At 35.7% G+C, this 20,862-nt stretch carries 18 protein-coding genes; 9 read left to right on the top strand and 9 right to left on the bottom strand.

The features are described 5' to 3' along the window. Nucleotides 1-48 precede the first annotated feature (48 nt). On the top strand, nucleotides 49-1,299 hold the full coding sequence (locus ABID46_RS08775; protein WP_354509154.1) for a CinA family nicotinamide mononucleotide deamidase-related protein: 1,251 nt from the start codon (nucleotides 49-51) through the stop codon (nucleotides 1,297-1,299). Here the strand turns inward: ABID46_RS08775 and ABID46_RS08770 are convergent. Continuing rightward, nucleotides 1,296-2,759 carry a hypothetical protein gene (locus ABID46_RS08770; protein WP_354509152.1) on the bottom strand — a complete coding sequence of 488 codons (1,464 nt, stop codon included), beginning with the start codon at nucleotides 2,757-2,759 and terminating at the stop codon, nucleotides 1,296-1,298. The two genes, ABID46_RS08775 and ABID46_RS08770, sit on opposite strands and share 4 nt — an antisense overlap. 109 nt (nucleotides 2,760-2,868) lie before the next feature. After that, complete coding sequence (locus ABID46_RS08765; protein ID WP_354509149.1) at nucleotides 2,869-3,990, bottom strand: Omp28-related outer membrane protein; 1,122 nt, start codon at nucleotides 3,988-3,990, stop codon at nucleotides 2,869-2,871. Nucleotides 3,991-4,048: 58 nt separating this feature from the next. On the opposite strand from ABID46_RS08765, the gene ABID46_RS08760 reads away from it, so the two are divergent. The 4 genes from ABID46_RS08760 to ABID46_RS08745 all read left to right on the top strand — a co-directional run bounded on the left by ABID46_RS08760 (nucleotide 4,049) and on the right by ABID46_RS08745 (nucleotide 8,873). Next, the gene (locus ABID46_RS08760; RefSeq protein ID WP_354509146.1) at nucleotides 4,049-4,540 is read left to right on the top strand and encodes a TlpA family protein disulfide reductase; all 492 of its coding nucleotides are present in this window, start codon (nucleotides 4,049-4,051) and stop codon (nucleotides 4,538-4,540) included. A gap of 93 nt (nucleotides 4,541-4,633) precedes the next feature. Continuing rightward, on the top strand, nucleotides 4,634-6,304 hold the full coding sequence (locus tag ABID46_RS08755; RefSeq protein WP_354509144.1) for a DUF6029 family protein: 1,671 nt from the start codon (nucleotides 4,634-4,636) through the stop codon (nucleotides 6,302-6,304). A gap of 87 nt (nucleotides 6,305-6,391) precedes the next feature. Next, nucleotides 6,392-8,059 (top strand): T9SS type A sorting domain-containing protein, encoded by a 1,668-nt coding sequence (locus tag ABID46_RS08750; RefSeq protein ID WP_354509142.1) that lies wholly within the window; start codon nucleotides 6,392-6,394, stop codon nucleotides 8,057-8,059. 58 nt (nucleotides 8,060-8,117) lie between these two features. Beyond that, complete coding sequence (locus ABID46_RS08745; RefSeq protein ID WP_354509140.1) at nucleotides 8,118-8,873, top strand: T9SS type A sorting domain-containing protein; 756 nt, start codon at nucleotides 8,118-8,120, stop codon at nucleotides 8,871-8,873. A gap of 171 nt (nucleotides 8,874-9,044) precedes the next feature. Here ABID46_RS08745 and ABID46_RS08740 read toward each other — a convergent pair whose 3' ends face one another. From ABID46_RS08740 to ABID46_RS08730, 3 genes are all read right to left on the bottom strand, one after another. Continuing rightward, nucleotides 9,045-9,467 (bottom strand): T9SS type A sorting domain-containing protein, encoded by a 423-nt coding sequence (locus ABID46_RS08740; protein ID WP_354509137.1) that lies wholly within the window; start codon nucleotides 9,465-9,467, stop codon nucleotides 9,045-9,047. Between the two features lie 240 nt (nucleotides 9,468-9,707). Continuing rightward, on the bottom strand, nucleotides 9,708-9,845 hold the full coding sequence (locus ABID46_RS08735) for a hypothetical protein (protein ID WP_354509135.1): 138 nt from the start codon (nucleotides 9,843-9,845) through the stop codon (nucleotides 9,708-9,710). Between the two features lie 68 nt (nucleotides 9,846-9,913). Next, entirely contained in the window at nucleotides 9,914-12,241 is a 2,328-nt protein-coding gene (locus tag ABID46_RS08730) for an ATP-dependent helicase (protein WP_354509132.1), read from the bottom strand. Between the two features lie 96 nt (nucleotides 12,242-12,337). Between ABID46_RS08730 and aroC the strand changes: the two genes are divergently transcribed. Beyond that, complete coding sequence (gene aroC, locus ABID46_RS08725; RefSeq protein ID WP_354509130.1) at nucleotides 12,338-13,396, top strand: chorismate synthase; 1,059 nt, start codon at nucleotides 12,338-12,340, stop codon at nucleotides 13,394-13,396. Between the two features lie 305 nt (nucleotides 13,397-13,701). On the opposite strand, the gene ABID46_RS08720 is transcribed toward aroC, so the two are convergent. The 4 genes from ABID46_RS08720 to pepT form a co-directional block, all read right to left on the bottom strand. Then, nucleotides 13,702-14,649, bottom strand: coding sequence for a LysR substrate-binding domain-containing protein (locus ABID46_RS08720; protein ID WP_354509128.1), 948 nt, complete (start codon nucleotides 14,647-14,649; stop codon nucleotides 13,702-13,704). 77 nt (nucleotides 14,650-14,726) lie between these two features. Continuing rightward, a complete protein-coding gene (locus ABID46_RS08715; protein ID WP_354509126.1) occupies nucleotides 14,727-15,461 on the bottom strand; it encodes a M15 family metallopeptidase in 735 nt (244 codons plus the stop codon). 32 nt (nucleotides 15,462-15,493) lie between these two features. Beyond that, nucleotides 15,494-16,156, bottom strand: coding sequence for a head GIN domain-containing protein (locus ABID46_RS08710; protein WP_354509124.1), 663 nt, complete (start codon nucleotides 16,154-16,156; stop codon nucleotides 15,494-15,496). Between the two features lie 121 nt (nucleotides 16,157-16,277). Then, nucleotides 16,278-17,519: a peptidase T gene (pepT, locus tag ABID46_RS08705; protein ID WP_354509121.1), complete on the bottom strand. Its 1,242-nt coding sequence runs from the start codon at nucleotides 17,517-17,519 to the stop codon at nucleotides 16,278-16,280. Nucleotides 17,520-17,719: 200 nt separating this feature from the next. On the opposite strand from pepT, the gene ABID46_RS08700 reads away from it, so the two are divergent. The 3 genes from ABID46_RS08700 to ABID46_RS08690 are packed head-to-tail and all read left to right on the top strand — an operon-like array spanning nucleotide 17,720 to nucleotide 20,834. Beyond that, on the top strand, nucleotides 17,720-18,577 hold the full coding sequence (locus ABID46_RS08700; RefSeq protein WP_354509119.1) for a hydroxymethylglutaryl-CoA lyase-like TIM-barrel protein: 858 nt from the start codon (nucleotides 17,720-17,722) through the stop codon (nucleotides 18,575-18,577). A 3-nt stretch (nucleotides 18,578-18,580) separates the two neighbouring features. Beyond that, nucleotides 18,581-19,486 carry a peptidylprolyl isomerase gene (locus ABID46_RS08695; RefSeq protein ID WP_354509117.1) on the top strand — a complete coding sequence of 302 codons (906 nt, stop codon included), beginning with the start codon at nucleotides 18,581-18,583 and terminating at the stop codon, nucleotides 19,484-19,486. After that, nucleotides 19,476-20,834 carry a peptidylprolyl isomerase gene (locus tag ABID46_RS08690; protein ID WP_354509115.1) on the top strand — a complete coding sequence of 453 codons (1,359 nt, stop codon included), beginning with the start codon at nucleotides 19,476-19,478 and terminating at the stop codon, nucleotides 20,832-20,834. The genes ABID46_RS08695 and ABID46_RS08690 overlap by 11 nt, the downstream gene beginning before the upstream one ends. Nucleotides 20,835-20,862 lie beyond the last annotated feature (28 nt).

Genomic DNA, 20,862 nt, shown 5'->3' with positions numbered 1-20,862 from the left:
AAATACATAACTTTAAACCTTAAACTTGAAACCTCAAACTCCTGATGCATGAAAGTTCGGTTGATTACTATTGGAGATGAAATTTTAATTGGTCAAATTGTCGATACCAATTCGGCATATATTGCACAACACCTCAATAAAATTGGGTTAGAAGTAGACGAAATTCTTTCAATTAAAGATGATTTTCAAACCATCGTCGAAACCTTTGAGCGAATTTCCAAAGAATCCGATATCATCATTACGACAGGCGGATTAGGTCCGACCAAAGATGACAAAACCAAACATGCGTTATGTGAATTTCTACAGACCGAATTGGTCATGGATGAAGCTGTTTTGAATTTTTTGGAAGAACGTTACCAAAAGCTCAATCGACCATTAAATGAGTTAAATCGAAATCAAGCTTTGCTCCCAAAAGGATCCATTGCTTTGCCTAACCCTTTGGGAACGGCTCCTGGAATCTGGACGGAATTTGATGGGAAATTGATCATCAATCTTCAAGGCGTTCCTTTTGAAATGAAAAATTTGTTGAAAACGGAAGTCATTCCGCGCCTTCAACAGAAATTTTCGCTTCCCTTTGTCATTCATCGATTTTTATCGGTCTCACACTTTCCAGAAAGTGAACTGGCGATAACCCTTAACGATTGGGAAGATCATTTGCCCAATAATATTTCGGTGGCTTATTTACCTGAAAGAAGCAAAGTCAAATTACGTTTGACGGGAAAGGGTGAAAACAAAGAACAAATTAAAGCGCAATTAGAACAAGAAGTTCAAAAGTTGATTCCACTTTTGGGTGAGCGTTTGGATAGTACGACAAAAGATTCGATTGCGGTTATTTTGGGTGATTTGCTTCGCGAATTAAAATTGACCATTTCTACTGCCGAAAGTTGTACGGGCGGAGAAATAGCTAGTATGCTAACTTCGGTTTCAGGTAGTTCCGAATATTTTTATGGATCTGTGGTTAGCTATGCAACTGAAGTCAAAAAGAATGTTTTGAATGTTTCAGAAAAGACGATTGAAACGCATACCGTCGTAAGCGAAGAAGTTGCCAAAGAAATGGCAGAAGGTGTTAGAAATTTACTCAAAACGGAACTTTCCGTTTCCACTACTGGAGTTGCAGGACCTGCCAAAGGGGAAGATGGAAAAGAAGTGGGAACGGTTTGGGTTGCATTTGGAAATCAAGAAATTGTTCAAACCAAATCCTATTTTTTTCCATATTTGGAACGCGAAGATTTTATTGCGCAAGTTGCTAGATTGGCGTTACAGAATGTCTTTGAATTTGTCAAAGAACATTATTCTTAACATTTACAAGGTTTTCGACTTCTTCTTTCCATATCCCGATTTCGGAATGGATAAATCTTCAAACCAATATAAAAATCGGCTCCTTTTAATTTTTGATGCGGAATGAAAATCGGTAAGAAATTTTCACTTCCAATCACCAATGGACCATATCGCAGAAAAGCTCCTGCACGTAAATATTTGTACTCAACCAATGACAAAGCTCCTCCATAAGCCCATTTGTGTGTGTTGAACAAATAAGACAGATGCAGAATGTTGCTTCTTTTTAAACTATTTTGAAAAACAGGCGTTCGCTGAATGATGTCTGCATTGATATAGGTGTTTTCTGCTATGTTTTTACTGGCATTTACATGAAGGCTTGTCGGTAAGCCAATCGTAAAATCATTGGAAATCAACGAACGATTTTCATCGCCATAAATTTCTTGACTAATGATTTGCGCATATTGTTCAACGCTTTCGAAATCGATGTCTTCCAAAGCTGGATTATGTGTGTACTGAAAATTATTTCCGATAAATTCATGAACAAATCCATCAAATTTTACAGATCCAATATCCAAAATATTCGCACTTAATTTAAAATCATAATCTTCATCATTTCCGTTGTAATTCACCATGGAAATTCCAACATCAGCACCAAATCCAGTACCCATTGTCTGGTATTCATAGGCTTCTTTTTCGAAATTATATCCGGTAGCATACCCAACTTCCACATCAAAATCCGAAGCAAATAAAACTTTTCGCGTTTGACCTGGATTGGTTGGGTCTAAAATTTCATGTTGTTCTCTTCTTAATAGTGCAGGTTGACGATTGTTCACATAAAAAGCATCATTTCCCATTAAGTATTTAAAATTAGCACCAATGATCCATTGTTGAGGTGCGTAAGGGAAAATACGAGTTGCGAAATTAAATCCCAATTCGGTCCAATTCATAAAATTGGCTTTGAACGGATCAAGATTATACAAAATGGGTTCGTCTATTTCCTGATTGGTGAATTGCAAATAATTATCTACTTCAATGATGGAACTTTGGGTTCGGAGTTTGGTGAAAAAACCTGCTGTAAAAAATCGATCTCCAATTTCAAAATTATAAGAAAAAGAAGGTCCCATCAATTCGTTGCTAAAATGATAGCCTGTTTCATCAAAATTGAAATAATCCCAAACCTTTTTGGTGTTTTCTCCCGTAATGTTTTGTTCGATATCCGATTCCCTAATCTCACCTTTGGTCAAACCAAATAAACTCGATTTGGAAATATAACCATATCGATTTTGAACAAAAATTCCATTAGAGAACAAATGGAAATCCCATCGATTGGGGTTAAAATAAGATTGTGTGGGAGATATTCCTACTGTACTGATTCCACTATAACGATCATGGTTGAAGATATATGGATCTTGGGCATGTGTAGTGTTTCCTTGAAAAAGAAAGATGAAAAAATAGAAGACTATTCGTGCGATATTTTTCAAAGGAAATTTATTATATCAACGAAAAAGTAAAGTCAATTATTGCCATTTAATTGCATAAAAAATGCCCGAAGAATCGGGCATTAAAATTATATTGAACGTTTAAATTTGTTTAATCAAATGGTTGATTGGTATTGATTTTCGCAGATTGTACATTGATTACAGGACGAGTTTGGATGGTTGATCCTTCCCCTAACACAAACGCTACAATCGATAAATTTTGAGCATTGGTAACGTTACTTGGCAATTGAACATTCAATTGTCTTGACCAAATTGCACCGTTCGCAATAGCACTTTGTGGAATCACATCTCCGTAAACATCTGTATAGGATTTTAATAAGACATGTTTTTGTGGGAAATTAGGAATTGGATGAGGCATTGCGGAATAATTATAATTTGGATCACAAGTTAAGCCAGAACCTGAAAATCCATTGTGCTGATTATAGGTTAATCCGTCTTCAATTAAATAGACCACTAAACGAGCTTCTTCAAGTGCATCAACAGCAAATCCAACTTTTACATCAATGGTTAAATTAGAACCACTTAAATTGGAGTTGATTGCCAAACCTAATTTTGCTGTTTGATTCAAAAATGGATCAGCTTGAGGTTTGTATAGTTCTGGGTCAAATGGACATAATGAAGTATCTTCATATTGATTAACCACATGGATTCTATTGAATTTACCTTTAGGAGCACCCTGTGCAGAATATTTCACCATCATATCCAAAGCATATTCGTAAGCCCAAGGGTCCGTTGGTGCACCAGGAGCGTGAATACCTACAGGAATTATATTCTCACTATAATCTGATAAATACTCTAGGATTGAAGCCATTCTCGGACAGTAAACACACCATGTTCCTGTATAGTCTTCAACCAAAACCTTTTGGGTGTATTCACTTGGAATTTCCTCAATCGAAGCAAACGTTAAACTTGGACTTTGGATCCCTTCGTAAACAGCATACACTTGATTGGATGGATTTACGGCAGTTGGCGTAAATGTATTTCCTTCAATTTGGGTATCGTTGACAAAAAATGTAGCCTGTGTAGTGATATCTCCCGCTAAAGAAGAAGAAGCGGTAAAGCTAATTGGGGTACCAATTGATACAGATGTTTCACTCAAATTAACTTGGATAGTTTGACTAGCCGGATCTTCCTCAGTACCACAGCTTATCAAAAACGCAAAAGAAAATAGCAAAAAGGAAAATACCTTTGATAGATTAATAAATTTTTTCATATGTGTGTAATTATATTTTTGCTAATTTAGCCTTATTAACACACAAATAAAAAAAATTATGTCAAAAAAAATCATGTCAATTTTTGCATTCTTACTACTTTTTTCTACTTCATTTGCCCAAGAATCTGCTTTTCCTGATTTAACACTCCCAGACCTAAAAGGTAATAAAGTGAACATTAAATCACTTTCTACAGAAGGAAAACCTGTCGTTTTAGCATTTTGGGCTACTTGGTGTGGACCTTGTATGCAAGAATTAAACGCCATCAACGATTTAATTGAAGATTGGAGAGGGGAAACAGAATTTGCCTTTTATGCAGTTTCGATTGATGATTCGAAATCAGTAGGAAGAGTTCAACCCTTAGTAAATGGAAAAGGTTGGGATTTCGAAATTTTATTGGATACCAACAATGAATTGAAAAGACAATTGAACTTTTCAACGCCTCCTTTTACGGTAATTATTAAAGATGGAAACATTATGTACAGACATTTGGGTTACCAACCTGGCGCCGAATTGAATTTGTACGAAAAAATAAAAGAATTTTCGAATTAATCGAAGGTTACAAAACTCGGAAGGCAAAAAATCAATTCATTTTTTGCTTTCTTTTTTATTGCTTACTTTAACACACAATTTTAATATTAACACATGAAAAAAATTTACGTTCTTTTGGTTGTAGCGTTTGCTTCGTCAAATGTTATGGCTCAAATTGATGTTTTGGGTGGAACCTTTTCTGGAGGGATTGAGTCAACTTCGCAATGGTATCAAGATGATGAGGATATAGGATTTGAACAACCCAATGACCCATTTCGTTCCAACAACTATATTAATTTAGATTATAACCATGGCAAATTCTCTGCTGGAATCCAGTATGAAGCGTACTTGCCTACTGCTTTATTGGGATATTCCGATAAATTCAACGACAATAAAATTGCCAGCTATTATGTCAACTACAAAGGAGAGCAATTAGACATTACTGCGGGTAATTTCTATGAGCAATTTGGTAGTGGTATGATTCTGAGAAGTTGGGAAGATCGCCAAATTGGTATCAATAATTCCATTCGTGGGGTTCGCGTAGCTTATACACCCAATGATTTCACAACCATCAAAGGTTTGGTTGGAAAGCCGAGAGTTGGTTTTGAGACAACCAAAGGTATGATTGGTGGAATTGATATTGAAACCAATATTTTACGTTTGTTCAACAAAGATAATTTCAGTAATTCAATTACGGCTGGATTTAGTTATGTGGGACAACATGAAGAGTACACCGGAGGAGTAGATAACTTTCCAGTAAACGTAAGCAATTATTCTGCACGTTTAGGGTATTCTGGGAATTCAGGGATTTATACCAATATTGAGTATGTTCACAAAGGTGAGAACGCATGGTACACAAGTGGAATGCCATCTGAAAGATATTACGATGGAAATGCTTTGTTGTTCAATTTAGGATATTCAACCAAAGGATTTGGGATCAATACTACGTTCCGTCGTATGGAAAATATGGGAATGTTTGCCCAAAGAAGTTTGTCAGAAATTGCAGAAAATCCATTCAATGAAGGAAACATTAATTTTTTACCTGCCTTGACAAGACAACATGACTATTTATTGACCAATATTTATGTGTATCAAGCACAACCAAATTTTAATCCTAATTTTAAAGAAGTGGGTGAAATTGGTGGACAAGTAGATATTTACTACAATTTCCCAAAAGGAACTTTGTTAGGAGGGAAGTACGGAACTAAATTAGGAGTGAACGGATCGTATTGGAATGGATTGAACGCAGAATTTGATGAATCTGGATTCAACTATGAAACAGAATTTTTCGATTTTGGACGTAAATTCTTCCACGATGTAAATTTCGAAGTAACCAAAAGATGGACAGAAAAATTCTCATCGATCATCACCTATATGCACCAATATTATGACAAAGCTATTGTTGAGGGAGGAAATTATAGCCATATCATCGCCAATGTTGTAGTTGGGGATTTCTTGTACAAATTCAACCAAAACAATTCAGTTCGATTTGAATTGCAACATTTGCAAACAAAACGCGACAAGAAAAACTGGGGTGCGGCTTTGGTTGAGTACAACTTAAACCAACGTTGGAATTTTTATTTAGGTGATAGCTATAACTACGGAAATGATGACAAAGACGCTAGACATCATTACTTTATGGTTGGTGGAAGCTATGCAAAAGAATCGACTCGTGTAGCTGTAAACTATGGTCGTCAGAGAGGAGGTTTAATCTGTGTTGGAGGTGTATGTCGATATGTGCCAGAAAATACGGGATTTACACTTTCATTAGTGAAAACTTTTTAATACATTTGAGGTAAGCTAGTTAGGCTTATTTTACAACATTTAACACACATAACACAAGAAATGAGAACAACTTTTACTAGAATTCTAATGGTATCCGCATTACCATTAGCTGCTTACGGGCAAACTTTTGTGAACACCAATCCTGAAAATAAAAAGATTATTTTAGAGGAATTTACTGGAATTTATTGTCAATATTGTCCTTCTGGACACGCTATAGCAAATGAAATTCAAACCTCCAATCCTGGAAACGTATTTGTTATCAATGTACACCAAGGTGGATTTGCCAATCCACAAGGAAATGCACCCGATTTTCGAACTCCTTTTGGAAATGGAATTGTGAACCAGTCTTATTCGGGTTCAGGTTTTGGATATCCATCTGCAACTGTAAATCGACATGTATTTCCAGGAATGGAAATGTCTGCAGCAGGAACAACAGCCATGGGTAGAGATAAATGGGCAGCTGCATCTGATATAATTTTGGCTCAGAATTCCTATGTCAACGCTGCGGTTCAATCTTCCGTAAATTACGAAACGCGCGAAATGACCGTAACGGTTGAAGTTTATTATACGGGAAACAGCCCTGTTAGTACCAATAAATTGAATGTTGCCTTGTTGCAAAACAATACCAAAGGTCCGCAATCAGGTGGAGGTCAAGGGAACAATTACAACCATATGCATCGTTTGATTCATATGATTACGGGTCAATGGGGTGATGAAATCACAACTACTACTCAAGGAACTTTTGTTTCTAGGTCTTATACTTATCAAATTCCAGAAATGCATAACAATGTACCTGTAGTTTTGGGTGAATTGGAATTGGTAGCATTTGTTGCTGAAGGAAATCAGGAAATCATTAGCGGTAATGGAGCTTATCCAGCTTATACCAATTTACCAATTAACAACGACGTTGAAATTTTGGAAGCCTATGCAATTGCACCTACATGTGATGGAACTGTAGCTCCGAAAATTAAAATCAAAAACAACGGAAACAATGTTCAAACTTCTGTGAATATCCAATATTCAATCAACGGAGGTGAAAGCCAAACCTATACTTGGACTGGAAATATGGGAGGATGGCAGTTTGCCGATGTTCAATTACCAGAAATTGCATTTGTTGATCAAGTAAATACCATTACATTCTCTGTTCCTTCAGATGAAAATAATGACAACAATACAGCGTCTGTTCAATTCAACAAAGCTCCAGAATCTTCTTCAACTTTGAGATTGGAGATTAGAACTGATGCTTACGGTTCAGAAACTTCTTGGTATATCACCAATTCAGCTGGGGAAACTGTAAAAGAAGGAGCTAGTTATCCAAACAATCAATCAACCTATATTGACTTCAATTTAGAAAATATTGACTGTTATACATTCCATTTAGTAGATGAATGGGGTGATGGTGGAGGAAGAGCAACTCTAAAAGATCACAATGGACAAACCATTTTTAATATTTTAGGAAACTCTTATACTTCGTATGCCAACGCTCAATTCTCAACAGACGGAACAATGGGATTAGCTGATCAATCTTTGAATGCGGTGAAATTGTATCCAAATCCATCTACCGGAATTATCAATATTGAATTAGACAAAAAAGCAAACATTCAGGTTTTTGATGTTACTGGAAAATTAATTCAATCAGTAGAAGGACAATCCGGTTTGAATACTGTGAATTTAACCGGAAAAGGAAAAGGTGTCTTTGTTGTGAAAATCCAAGAGGGTAAAAATACAACAACAAGAAAGGTAATTATCAAATAAATAACAACACAAAAGTAGCTTGATTCGTCAAGCTACTTAATACTTAAATTTTAACAATATGAAAAATTTTATTTTAACTGGGGCTTTATTAATAGGAACATTTACTCAGACTTTTGCCCAAGAGCAGGTGTATCGTATCACAGATAAAAATGGAGTAGAATATGAAAACAATTCAGTTCACTCTTTTAATGTTCATGGAACCTTTGATGATCCAAGAGAAGATGCAAAATTATTTTTAGTAGCTCATAATGATAGTACGGAAGACATCAGATTAGCTGGTGAAATCGTTGAAATCATTAATACTGATGGAGAAATGGGTCAATTTTGTATCGGTGGGCCAGCAGGAAATTGCTTTTTCCCATTAGTAGTTGGAGGATATTATCCAAGTAATAATGGAGGACAATTAAATGCTGGAACAAGTTGGGGAAATTTTGACTATATCATCAATCTAGATCCTGCTGTTGGATCTTCTTATAAAGTTCGATTCACTCAAAAAGAAGTTTCTGGAGCTGATGTTCCAAATACGAACTTCTTTATTACCTATGTTTACGCTGGTCAAATGGGTGTGTCTGATTTAAACACAAAAGCAATAGCTGAGGTTTACCCAACGGTTGCAAAAGGTTTTACCAATGTAAATTTATCAGAGGACGCTCAAGTTCAAGTTGTGAATGCATTAGGGAAAACCGTAAAAACAACATCTTTCAACGCAGGAACACATAAGTTAGACTTATCTGGATTTGCTGCTGGTGTTTACTGGGTTTCTTTCAAAGGTCAATCAGGAAAAACTCATTCTATTAAAATGGTCGTAAAATAAGATGTAAAAGCTTATCAATATAAATCCGAAGAAGAAATTCTTCGGATTTTTTTTTGGTTGAAATTAAATCTGTTCTACTAATAAAGAATATTAAACTCCAAATTGGAAATGTATAGATAAAGAAAAAGCACATCCTTGAAATGTGCTTTCTTATTCTTGAATTGATTTGTTTTATTTAATGATAATCTTTTTCATGGATGATTTATTATCAGCTGTATTTACTCGTAAGAAATAAATTCCTGAAGCTAATTTCACATCAACCGAAACGGTTTGTTTTCCTTTGTAAGAATTCGAATAAACTTGCTTTCCTGCCATATCAAAAATTCCAATATTGCTATCGGTGTTTTTTCCAAAAGCAATTGTAAAGTTACCATTGGAAACCGTTGGATAAACACTAATTTGATTTGCATTCAAATCTGTTGCTCCCATAGCTGCACATTCCATTGGCTCTGGATCAGCTCCGTTAGGTAAAGCATTTTCAAATGTGGTAACATTGGAAATTGGCCAAATATCGTTTTTGATTAATTTGTTGTCTGGACCAATCAAAATATAGGTAGGATATGCAGCTGGCGCAAATTGACTCGTAATCGCCACACCGTTACCCTCAATACTAATCGCTGGTGAATGAGCAGTTGGTCCACCATAAGTAGCTTCGAAATTATCTACCTTTACATCCGTATCACCTGGATATCCTGTAATAGATAAGGTATAAATATCTCCATCGTTGCAACCGTATTTGTCATATAATTCATTGAAGTATTTCTGTGTTGCTTGACATGGAGGGCAGGTTGTGAAGAAGAAATCTAAAAAAACATATTTTCCCTCTGAAGTTGCTCAATATAAAGTGTGTTCTACACCTTTGGTGTCTGTTCCCGTAAAATCATCAACAGTTTCACCTATTGCATAATTTCCAATTTGTGCGCTTACAGCAAATCCGGTTGCTGTTAAAGCCAATAATAAAAGTTTTTTCATAATTATGTGTTAATTTATTTACACGAATATAATGAAAACTTCTTAATTATTAACTAGTTAAGTTGATTTTAATCCAACACACGCAACTTGGCGAAATTCAATAATAATTTCTTTTCTCCAGCGGTTTCAAACTGAATAATCGCTTTGATGTTGTTTGGATCTCCTTCTAAACCGACAACTTTTCCTTTCCCAAAACGATCATGAACGACTGTTTTACCAGCAACTAAATTCACATGTTCGCCATTATTTTGATTGGTAATTTTTGCTTCCCCAATCGGTTTCAATCCAGGTTTTGGTTTGACAGGTTCTGGACGAGACAATGTTTTCTTTTCCACTTTTTTCTTGGGTTCAAATCTTGGGACTTGTGAAAAATCATCAAACAAATTCGCATCCAAACCACTTCGATTCAATGGCATTCCGACGTTTAGATTTTTCCAATCCAAATATTTGTCGTCGATTTCTTCCAAGAATCGGCTTGGTTCACTATCCACAATTTTTCCCCAACGGAATCGGGAAACCGAATACGTCAATTGAGCAAATTTTTCCGCACGTGTAAGCGCTACGTAAAACAACCTTCTCTCTTCTTCCAATTCTTGTCGGGTATTCAAATTCATCATGGAAGGAAATAAATTTTCCTCCATACCTACAATGAAAACCGCAGGGAATTCCAATCCTTTTGCCAAGTGAACGGTCATCATGGAAACTTTGTCTCCATCATCATCTTCATTGTCGGCATCGGTCGAAAGTGCCACATTTTCCAAAAATCCAGAAAGAGAAGGATCGCCTTCATCCAATTGTTTTTGTTCGTCTACATATCCTTGGATACTATTCAAAATCTCCTGCAGGTTTTCCAATCTTGAAATTCCTTCTGGCGTATCGTCTTCTTTTAAAACTTTAATCAATCCAGTTGTTTTGGCAACATGCATGGAAACTTCATACACATCATGATTCTGAAGCATCACCTGGAAACTTTTGATCATCATGATGAAATCATATAATTTGGCGGATGTAGGTCCGTTGATTCCTAATTTACCAGCATATTGTGGAATTTCTTCCAATAGATTGAATATACTTTTGTCCATCTGATTGGAAGCTACTACCAATTTGTTCAAAGTAGTTTGACCAATTCCTCTCGCCGGATAATTAATTACTCTCAATAAAGCTTCTTCATCGTTTTGATTGATCAACAAGCGTAAATAGGCGATGAAATCTTTGATCTCTTTTCGTTGATAGAAAGACATTCCGCCATACACTCGATAGGGAATTCCTCTTTTTCGTAAAGCTTCCTCAATGGCACGTGATTGAGCATTGGTTCGATACAAAATGGCGATTTCACTGTTTTTCAATTGCTCATTCATTTGCAATTCAAAAATTTGGGAAGCCACGTAGCGCGCTTCATCTGCATCGGTTAAGGCACGATAAACGGGAATGGTAGTTCCTTGTTCGTTTGCTGTCCAAACCGTCTTGTCCAATTGTTCTTTGTTATGCGAAATAATCACATTGGCAGCGCCTACAATTGTTTTGGTTGAACGGTAATTTTGTTCCAACGAAATGGCTTTGGCATCGGGATAGTCTTGTTGGAATGATAATATATTTCGGATGTTTGCTCCACGAAACGCATAGATACTTTGCGCATCATCTCCCACCACACATAAATTCTCATAGCGAGAAGCCAAAGCTTTTACAATCAGATATTGGGAATGATTCGTATCCTGATACTCATCGACCAAAATGTATTTGAAACGTTCTTGGTATTTGTGCAAAACTTCTGGAAAGCGTGTCAAAACTTCGTTGGTTCGAAGCAATAAATCGTCAAAATCCATCGCACCCGATTTGAAGCATTTCTCTACATACGCACGATACAATTCTCCCATTCTAGGACGCATGGCTGCGGCATCTGCTTCAATTAATTCTGGCGTGTTTTGATAGGCTCTGACGGTAATCAAATTATTTTTGAATTGGGAAATTCTACCGAGAACTTGTTTGACTTTGTAGATGTCTTTGTCTAGGTTCATTTCCTCAATCACCTTTTTCATGACACTTTGCGCATCTTGTGTATCGTAAATCGTGAAATCAGAAGGATAGCCCAAAAGAGGAGCTTCCACTCGTAGAATTCGAGCAAAAATAGAGTGAAAAGTACCCATCCAAAGATTTTTGGCTTCTTGATCACCCACAACCTTTGAAATCCTTTCTTTCATTTCGCGTGCTGCCTTATTGGTAAAGGTCAACGCCAAAATATTGAAAGGATCGACTCCCTTGTTAATCAAATGAGCAATTCGATAGGTAAGAACACGTGTTTTACCAGATCCAGCTCCTGCAATGACCATCAATGGCCCTTCTGTGGTAATAACAGCTTCACGCTGTGGTTCGTTCAATTCGTCTAAATACTTCATCATCGTTTCGCAAAATTACATAATCTCTATAGATTCTATCCATTAGTTTGACCGATAAGTTGAATTGTTTTGAGTAATTTTGTTGGATAATCACTTGCATTGAATACAATAGGAAAACTTTATAGATTGACAACCTTTGGGGAAAGTCACGGAGAAGCGATCGGCGGAATTATTGACGGAGTTCCTTCTGGAATCGAATTGGATTTTGAACAAATTCAAGATGAACTCGATCGTAGAAAACCAGGGCAATCCAAAATTGTTACCCAACGAAAAGAATCCGACACGGTAAAGTTTCTATCAGGGATTTTAGACGGAAAAACAACTGGAACATCCATTGGATTTCTGATTCCGAATGAAAACCAACGCTCCAAAGATTATGAACATATTGAAGAGGTTTATCGACCTTCTCATGCCGATTTTACCTATTCCAAAAAATATGGAATTCGTGATGTGCGAGGAGGAGGAAGGACTTCTGCACGCGAAACAGCCAATTGGGTAGTTGCAGGAGCAATAGCCAAACAAATTATTCCAAACATTAAAATCAATGCCTACGTTTCCTCAGTTGGAGATTTATTTTTAGAAAAACCCTATCAGGCACTTGATTTTTCCCAAACAGATTCCAATATCGTTCGTTGTCCCGATGCTGAAACAGCCGAGAAAATGATTGAACGTATTCAAGAAATCCGAAAGCAAGGCGACACTATTGGAGGTACAGTAACTTGTGTTATTCAAAATGTGCCCATTGGTTTGGGCGAACCTATTTTTGATAAGCTTCATGCAAGATTGGGACAGGCCATGCTATCAATCAATGCGGTAAAAGGTTTTGAATACGGAAGTGGATTTTGTGGCGCTCGAATGAAAGGTTCGGAACATAATGATTTGTTCAATCAAGATGGAACGACAAAGACAAATTTATCGGGCGGTATTCAAGGAGGAATTTCCAATGGGATGGACATTTATTTCCGTGTGGCATTTAAACCCGTTGCAACTTTGATGAAAGAGCAAGAAACGATAAATTCTGAAGGTGAAATGGTGAAAATGCATGGTAAAGGTAGACATGATCCTTGTGTTGTTCCGCGTGCAGTGCCAATCGTAGAAGCTTTAGCTGCTATGACTTTGTTGGATTTTGTATTGCAAGATGCTAGTCGCAAAATCTAATCGCAAAAAAAAGACCCCGATAGGAAGGAGTCTTTATTAAAATAAAAACGATTGGGGGAAACGTGGTAGTTGTTCTCTATTTTAGTATGAGTTTTGTTTTAGTTTAGGAATGAGAGAGGATCCTTTAGTGAGAGTGTAAAATTCATAAATAAATAGTTTCGTTAAGAGAACATAAGTTGATTATTAGTCATTTTCCCTATCTTAAAAAGTTACCAATACAAACTTTCTATAAGCCAAAATTAGATTCTTCTACTTGAACAAACAAAGTGTATTTCCTTATTTTCATACAGGAAAAATCCCCTTTTTTATTTAGGCAGACTTAAAAGTGGCGAAGAAACATTTTCATTTTTATCCAAAAATATTTTTCCGCGAAGTACACTTTGAATGATTTTCACCAAACTATTTTCAAAGGATTTTCTCAGATTTGATTGATGATAAACCAAACTGACTTCCCTTGTGGGAACAGGATCTTTGAAAAATCGAACATTTTTTTGGAATTCTTTTGGTAGATCTTCTGCTTGCAAAGCTGGTAAAAAAGTCATGCCATATCCTTCATTGGCTAATTTTACCAAAGTATCTAAATTTCCACTATCTAATTGTATTGGAATGTCTTTCAATTTTTTAGGATCACAGAAATTTAAAACATTGTTTCGGAAACAATGACCTTCTTTTAAAAGTAAAATATCTTCAATGTCTAAATCTTCTCGTTCGATTAATTTTTTTGAATGCAATTTATGGGAAGCAGGAATATAACCGACCATCGGTTCATAATACAGAACTTTTTCGACGATTTGATCTTCAAATAAAGGAGTAACAACAATTCCGAAATCCAAGTTTCCTTGTTGAAGATGCAACATTATTTCTTCTGTTTGCATCTCTTTGATAATCAAATTGGTTTTGGGGTGAGCCTTTTGAAATGAGCGATAAAACATGGGAACCAAAGTAGGTAGAATGGTTGGAATCACCCCAATGCTAAAATCACCTTCAATCATGCCTCTTTCTTCACTCACCAATTGACTCATTTTGTAGGATTCTTTCAAAATGATTTTGGCTTGATCCACAACTTTTTCACCAATTTTTGTCAACTTTATTGGATGAGAACTGCGATCGAAAATTTCAATTTCCAATTCTTTTTCCAATTTTTGAATTTGCATACTTAGCGTGGGTTGTGTCACAAAACATTTATCTGCAGCCAAAGTAAAATTCTTAAATTCAGCTACAGCTAAAACATACTCTAATTGAATTAATGTCATGGATAAGAAATTTTGATAAAATTACGAATTGTAATCAGTTTTGATTATCGTGTAAAGGTTAAAATAACGTTAAGGAATTAGGGCAACAAACTTGGGTTGATGTCCAAAATATTTTCTTGTATGTATTTCGAAATAAATTCATTAGTGAAGTGTTCACTACCCATTAATTTGTTGGTTTGTAGCATTTTTTTCAAATCCATTTTTTTGTAGGATTCTAACATTTTTAATGAAAGTGGTTTGTAGGAAAAATGCCAAGGTTCATACGCAAATCCTTTTCTTCCAGGTGCATTGGTATAGACCAAATAGAAACCATATTTTTCTGAATTTTCATCCAACCACAGCTTGAAATTGTGCATACGTCCTCCTTTGTTGAAGTGTGATTCACTCAATGGATTGGCGGGAATTCCTTTGGTACTATCGATGATGTCCAAATCGGTTCCCCAGTGGTGTCTCGAAGTTCCTGGAATTGTACTGTACTCAATGATTTTTTGAATTGTTTTTTCATGCGAAAATCCTTGATTACGGAAATTGGTATATTTTCTTTCCCAAATTCCATTTTGATGAGAATAAGAACGATAACTCGAAACGACGTGAATGTTGAATCCTTTTTCCTTGGCTGCTTTTTTCATCAGATTGAAATTCAATCTGGCTTCTTCGCGTAATTTAAAATCCTCACCAAAAAGGGCTGGTTTTCCTTTGCCTATCAATTCATCTTGGGGAAAATCTTGGAGAAAATCCAATGAGATGCTTGGGTTTACCACCCAAAGTCCACCCATTAGGGCTGTTTTTTTTAGGAAATCGCGTCTTTGCATAGTTAAGGATTTAGATTATTAAGAAGGTAAAATTAATGAATATGGACAGAACCTCCTACAATGGTTTTTTGAGAAACTTTTGCTCCACCATAAATATGAATGTTGCCCCCAGCTCTGGTTTTGGCTTCAACTTGATTCAATGCGTAAACTTTTGCTTCACCACCTGCATTTACTGTTACCTCTGTAGTTGAAGTAATCAAAGTTTCACCGTTGTATTTTCCACCTGAATTGGAAACAACAGATTGATTTTCTGCATTTCCAGATACTTCAATATTGGCTCCTGTATGGGTTTTGATTTCAAGATTTTCAACTTCTAAATCCAACGCAACAAAAGAACCTTCTTTTGCATTGATCAAAAAATCATTTCTGTCAATCGTTTCGTCAGAAGTTACGAAGGATCCTTCATTGGCTGAAATGGATTGTAAATCTTTATAATATACGATAACTTGTGTGGTTTCACCTTGTAAAAATTCTTTGGTGTTCATGCGAACTTTTAACACTTTGTTTTTATTGACAAATTCCACATTTTCAGCTTTGGGTCCTGTCACTTCAATGTATTGAGAATCGGATTGAACCAATTTCACATTTAATTTATCAAAGGTTTCCAATTTGTTAAATTCTCCTACTTCCAATTTCACTTGAGAAAAAGAGATGCTAAAAATTCCTAGAAGGAACATGGTCATGAAAGATTTCATATAGAATAAATTTTGTTTTGACTAGACAAAGATTGTTCCAATCCCGCATAAATAAAAAGATCCTGAAAGATTTTTAATAAATCTTTCAGGAACTATTGAGTTTCAAATTAAAAGAATTCTGTTATTTTTCAGCAACCAATTCTCCAATTCGTACAATTACTTCAACCGCTTTTTCCATGGATTGCAATGGAACATATTCGTAAGGTCCATGAAAATTATGTCCACCCGCAAAAATGTTCGGGCAAGGCAATCCCATAAAGCTCAATCTTGATCCATCTGTTCCTCCACGAATTGGTTTGATGTTTGGCGTAATTCCTACATCTTTTAATGCTTGTTCAGCAATTTCAACTGATTGGAATTTCTCTTGAACTTTTTCGACCATGTTGTAATATTGGTCTTTCATATCCAAAATAACATTATCCTCTCCGAATTCTTCACTCATTTCTGCAACAATTTCTTGAATCAAAGCTTTTCTTGCTTCAAATTGCGTCATATCGTGATCACGAATGATGTATTTAATGGTTGTTTCCGAAACATTTCCTTCGAAATCATTCAAATGGAAGAAACCTTCACGGCCAGTTGTCAATTCTGGAACTTCATCGTTTGGCAATTGATCTGCAAATTGTCTTGCCATTGAAATCGCATTGACCATTTGGTTTTTGGCATATCCAGGGTGAACACTTTTTCCTTTGAAGGTGATGTGCGCATAAGCAGCGTTGAAATTTTCATATTCCAATTCACCAATTTCGCTACCATCCATTGTATACGCCCATTCTGCACCAAATTTTTCTACGTCAAAGAAATCAGCACCACGACCTACTTCTTCGTCTGGTGTAAATCCAACCGCGATGCGGCCATGCTTGATTTCAGGATGCGCAACCAAATATTCCATCGCAGTAACAATTTCAGCAACACCTGCTTTATCGTCAGCTCCCAAAAGGGTCGTTCCGTCTGTGGTAATGATGGTTTGACCTTTGTATTGTTTTAATTCTGGAAATTCTTCCGGATTTAATTTCATTTTCAACGCCTCGTTTAAAAGGATTTCTCCTCCATCATAATTTTCAATGATTTGAGGTTTTACATTTTCTCCTGAATAATCTGGTGATGTATCAAAGTGCGAAATGAATCCAATGGTTGGGACTTCTTTGTCAATATTGGAGGGTAAATATCCCATAACATAGGCATTGTCATCAATCGAAACATCTTCTAAACCGATTGATTTCAATTCTTCAAATAGATATTTTGCAATGTCCCACTGCCTTTCTGAACTTGGAAATGCATCAACGAAAGGTATACTTTCTGAATAAAAACTTACATATTTTAAAAATCGATTCTTCAGTTTTTCACTCCAAATTTTGTCCATTTTATAATCTTTTAATTTTTTACTAATTGAGATTTCAATTGGATACATTCAAATCACTTCATCTGAAGCATCAAACAATTGAATTTTATTGATTAATACTGCGTAAAATTACAATCTTTTTGCTTACAAAACTTGTTAGCAGTTTCGTATTTGCGAGATTTTTCCGTTATTCGTACTTGAAAATTTCTAATTGTTACGAAATGAGCGAAAAAATTAAAATTGTGGATTGTCCGCGCGATGCGATGCAAGGCATTCATGATTTCATCAAAACTGAAGATAAAATTGATCATTTAACCAAATTAATGAAAGTTGGATTTGATACAATTGACTGTGGTAGTTTTGTTTCGCCCAAAATTATTCCTCAAATGGCTGACACAAATGAAGTTTTGCAGGCAGTGAAAACTGTCCAAACAGAATCCAAATTATCGGTCATTGTGGCAAGTGAAGGAGGAGCAGAAAGAGCTTTGTTGCATGAAAATGTAGATTTTTTAGGATTTCCTTTTTCTATTTCGGAACAATTCCAATTTGACAACACCAATAAAAGTAGGGAAGAGGCCTTTCAATCGGTTCAAAATATTGTGAATTTATTGGAAGGAACAAGCAAAGAATTGCTTTTGTACTTTTCAATGGCGTTTGGAAATCCATATCAGGAAGAATGGAATGTTAACTTGGTGAAAGAATGGGCAGCTCGTTTTTCTGATATTGGAATTAAAATGATCAATTTGTCCGATACCACTTCGGTGGCTCATAAAGAAGATGTCGAAGAATTATTCAAAACTTTGGTGCCGAAATATCCGGAAATTGAATTTGGCGCACATTTTCATACTGAATATTTGGAATGGTTTACCAAAGTAGATGCCGCTTACCAGAATGGTTGTCGTAAATTTGATGGAGCAATCAAGGGATTTGGTGGTTGTCCTATGGCCAAAAGTGAAATGGTGGGAAATATGCCAACCGAAAAACTAATAACCTATGCAGAAAGTGTCAATGCCGATCATGGTTTGAACCTTTTCGCTTTTGAATCGGCTTATAATTCTGCGATGAGAATTTTAGGTTAAATAATGAAATCTCCTATTTTGCGTTTAGATACAATGAAGTTTACGTATATATCTCTTCTCATTTTGGTTAGTCCGATTTTGTTTTTGAGTTGCAAAGGCAAATTCAATTTCTCCAAACAAAAAGCCGAAAATGAGAAAATTGTTGTTCAATATGGAGAACATTTTCTTACCGATCGTGATTTGAAATTGATTCTTCCCAAAGATTATACAAAAGAAGATAGTGTCAATTGGGTCAAAACCTATATCGAGGAATGGGTAAAGAAAAAAGCCATTGTCGACAAAGCAGAAGAAAACATCGATGAATTAACCTTGAAAGAAATTGAAAATAAAATCGTAGAGTATCGTCAGGATTTATTGATCAATGCCTATAATAATTACCTGATTGAGAAAAATATCAAGGATTCGGTCACCGATGAAGAATTGTTTCAATACTACGAGAAGCACAAGGACAGTTTTCCTTTGGTGAAAGAAGTTGTTCAATTTCGTGCCATTACGGTGGATAAATCAGAAGAAAATCAGGCAGAAAGATTGTTCAATTCTAGCAAAGATGAAGATTTTGATGAGGTGATGAAAATGGTTTTGCAAGCCGGAAATGCTTATCATGATAAGGATAGCATTTGGTATTCTCCTGAATACATTGCCGCGCAATTTCCAGAATTGAACCAAAATGATCAATTGAGTCAACTAATTTCTCGAAGAAAGGTCAAAATATCCGATGAAAATACGGTTACATTGATCAAAATTCTTAATCTAAAGCCAAAAGGAAGTACGGCTCCTTACGAATTTGTTAAACCTACCATAAAAAATCTTTTACTAAACAAAAGAAAGTTAAATTTGCTCAGCGAATTGCAGAATCAATTATATAAAGAAGCTATCAATAAAAATGAAATTAAGATCAATGAAAATTAAAGCATATTTTTTAACACTTATCCTGAGTTTGATTTCTCTGGAAGGATTTGCTCAAAAGGCTAATAATCCGATGAATCAACTTAAACTTGATGGTGTTGCAGCCGTTGTTGGAGACGAAATTATTTTAAATTCTGACATCGAACGAGATTATATTCAGGCCAAAATGCAAGGGTATCAAGTAGAAAACCAATGCGAATTCTTGGAGAATATTTTAATTGAGAAGCTACTTTTATCAAAAGCAAAAGAAGATACCTTGATTAATATTACCAACGATCAAGTTGACCGTCAGGTAGATGCGAGAATTCAACATTTCTTAACGCAAGGAAGTGAACAAGAAATCTTGGCTTACTTTGGGATGAATACGATGGCTGAAATGAAGTTGGAACTTCGTGGAATTATCAAGGATCAAGCCTATGCCAACGAAAAACAAAATTTAATTACCAAAGGATTGGATGCGACACCAGAAGAGGTTCGTAATTTTTACAACCAATACAAAGATGAATTGCCAGACATTCCTGAAGAAGTTAGCTTGAGTCATATTGTTGTCTATCCAGAGATATTTCCAGAAAATGAACAAAATGTAATTGATCAATTGTCGCAATACAGACAAGAAGTTTTGGATGGAGCTAGTTTTTCAACCAAAGCGATTTTGTATTCCAATGATCCGGGATCGGCTTCCAACGGAGGTTTGATCAAAAATGTAAAAAGAGGTCAAATGGTTCCAGAATTTGATGCGGTTGTGTTCAATTTGCAAGAAGGGGAAGTTTCCGAACCATTCAAAACAGATTTTGGGTACCATATTGCGATGTTGGAAAAAAGAAGAGGACAAGAATTGGACATCCGTCATATCTTAATTCAATTGAAACCAACGCCAGAAGAAATTGCCGTAACCAAAGAGAAAATTCAGAAGATTATCCAAGATATTGACAAAGGAGAATTGACGTTCAAAGAAGCAGCTTTGAAATATTCGGTAGATAAATATACGAAATACAACGCTGGAGTTTTATCAGACGACAACACAGGAGAAGATAGAATGGATCGTTCCAAATTGCCAACCAAATTGCTTATGGCTATTGCTGGAATGGAAGATGGAGGAATTTCAGAACCTTTTGAAGATGAATTCAATCGTCAACCAGTTTTACGATTTGTGAAATTGAATCAAACCATCCCTGCGCACAAAATTAATTTGGAAACAGATTATGCACGTTTGAAAAATTTGACGATCAATACGAAACGTCAAGAAACGGTGATGAAATGGGTTGGTGAACAAATTAGCGACACATTTGTGAAAATTCATAGCGAAAACGACGATTGTGATTTCCGATTGGATTGGAGAAAAGAAAATTAAAGCAAGGATTATAATAAGAAAGAAGGAG

Source organism: Moheibacter stercoris (assembly GCF_040545805.1).
GTDB classification, from domain to species: domain Bacteria; phylum Bacteroidota; class Bacteroidia; order Flavobacteriales; family Weeksellaceae; genus Moheibacter; species Moheibacter stercoris.
The sequence above is the reverse complement of the archived record's forward strand: the minus strand, read 5'-3'. Positions and strand labels throughout refer to the sequence as shown.